Raw genomic sequence first — 560 nt, 5'->3', positions numbered from 1 at the left:
CATTTACAATGCTGTAGCCGTGGGCTTTCATGCTTTGAATATCTCGGTCACCCACCCACTTTTTAAGGGTAGGGAACTTGCCCAGCCAACCATAGGTATTGGATTTAGTGGTTGACGGGATGACCGTCGCAATTGAGGTGTATTGCGGTTGTGCTTCACCAAGGCCATCTTGGAAGTTCTTTTTAAAGCCCGTTTGCAGGCTAGTTATCAGTGCGGGTGTAATAATCGCCATTACTGGTCTTCCTCTTTCAGTGCTGCGTAATCTTTGTGGCTAATACCCAGTTGGTCAGCCGCGTATTTATCCTCGGCAGACAAAGCGGCAACGCCTGTTTTGTCCTGCGTTGGTGTTGGGGTTGGTTTGGACTGTTGAGCGTTAAGCGCAGCAATAGGTTGGCGGCTATCTAACACTGCATTGAGGGCGGCAAGACCGTTTTGCTCACCAAGCTGCTTGAGGTAATCAATCTCGGCGGCAATCACGCGGCCCTCAGCTTTGGCTTTATCAATAGCGGTTTCAATAGTCACGCCTTGGTGCTGGCTATTGAGTGCGGCCAGTTCGCCAC

Annotated in this window: 2 protein-coding genes; both read right to left on the bottom strand. The window is 50.5% G+C overall.

The genetic code is table 11. The features are described 5' to 3' along the window. A partial coding sequence (locus tag DS891_RS24350; protein ID WP_174171175.1) for a Mu-like prophage major head subunit gpT family protein occupies positions 1-232 on the bottom strand: 232 nt, incomplete at its 3' end. Next, a partial coding sequence (locus DS891_RS24345) for a phage protease (protein ID WP_302480164.1) occupies positions 232-560 on the bottom strand: 329 nt, incomplete at its 5' end. The genes DS891_RS24350 and DS891_RS24345, both read right to left, overlap by 1 nt.

The sequence above is a fragment of the Pseudoalteromonas sp. JC28 genome, from assembly GCF_013319255.1.
GTDB lineage: Bacteria > Pseudomonadota > Gammaproteobacteria > Enterobacterales > Alteromonadaceae > Pseudoalteromonas.
The sequence above is the reverse complement of the archived record's forward strand: the minus strand, read 5'-3'. Positions and strand labels throughout refer to the sequence as shown.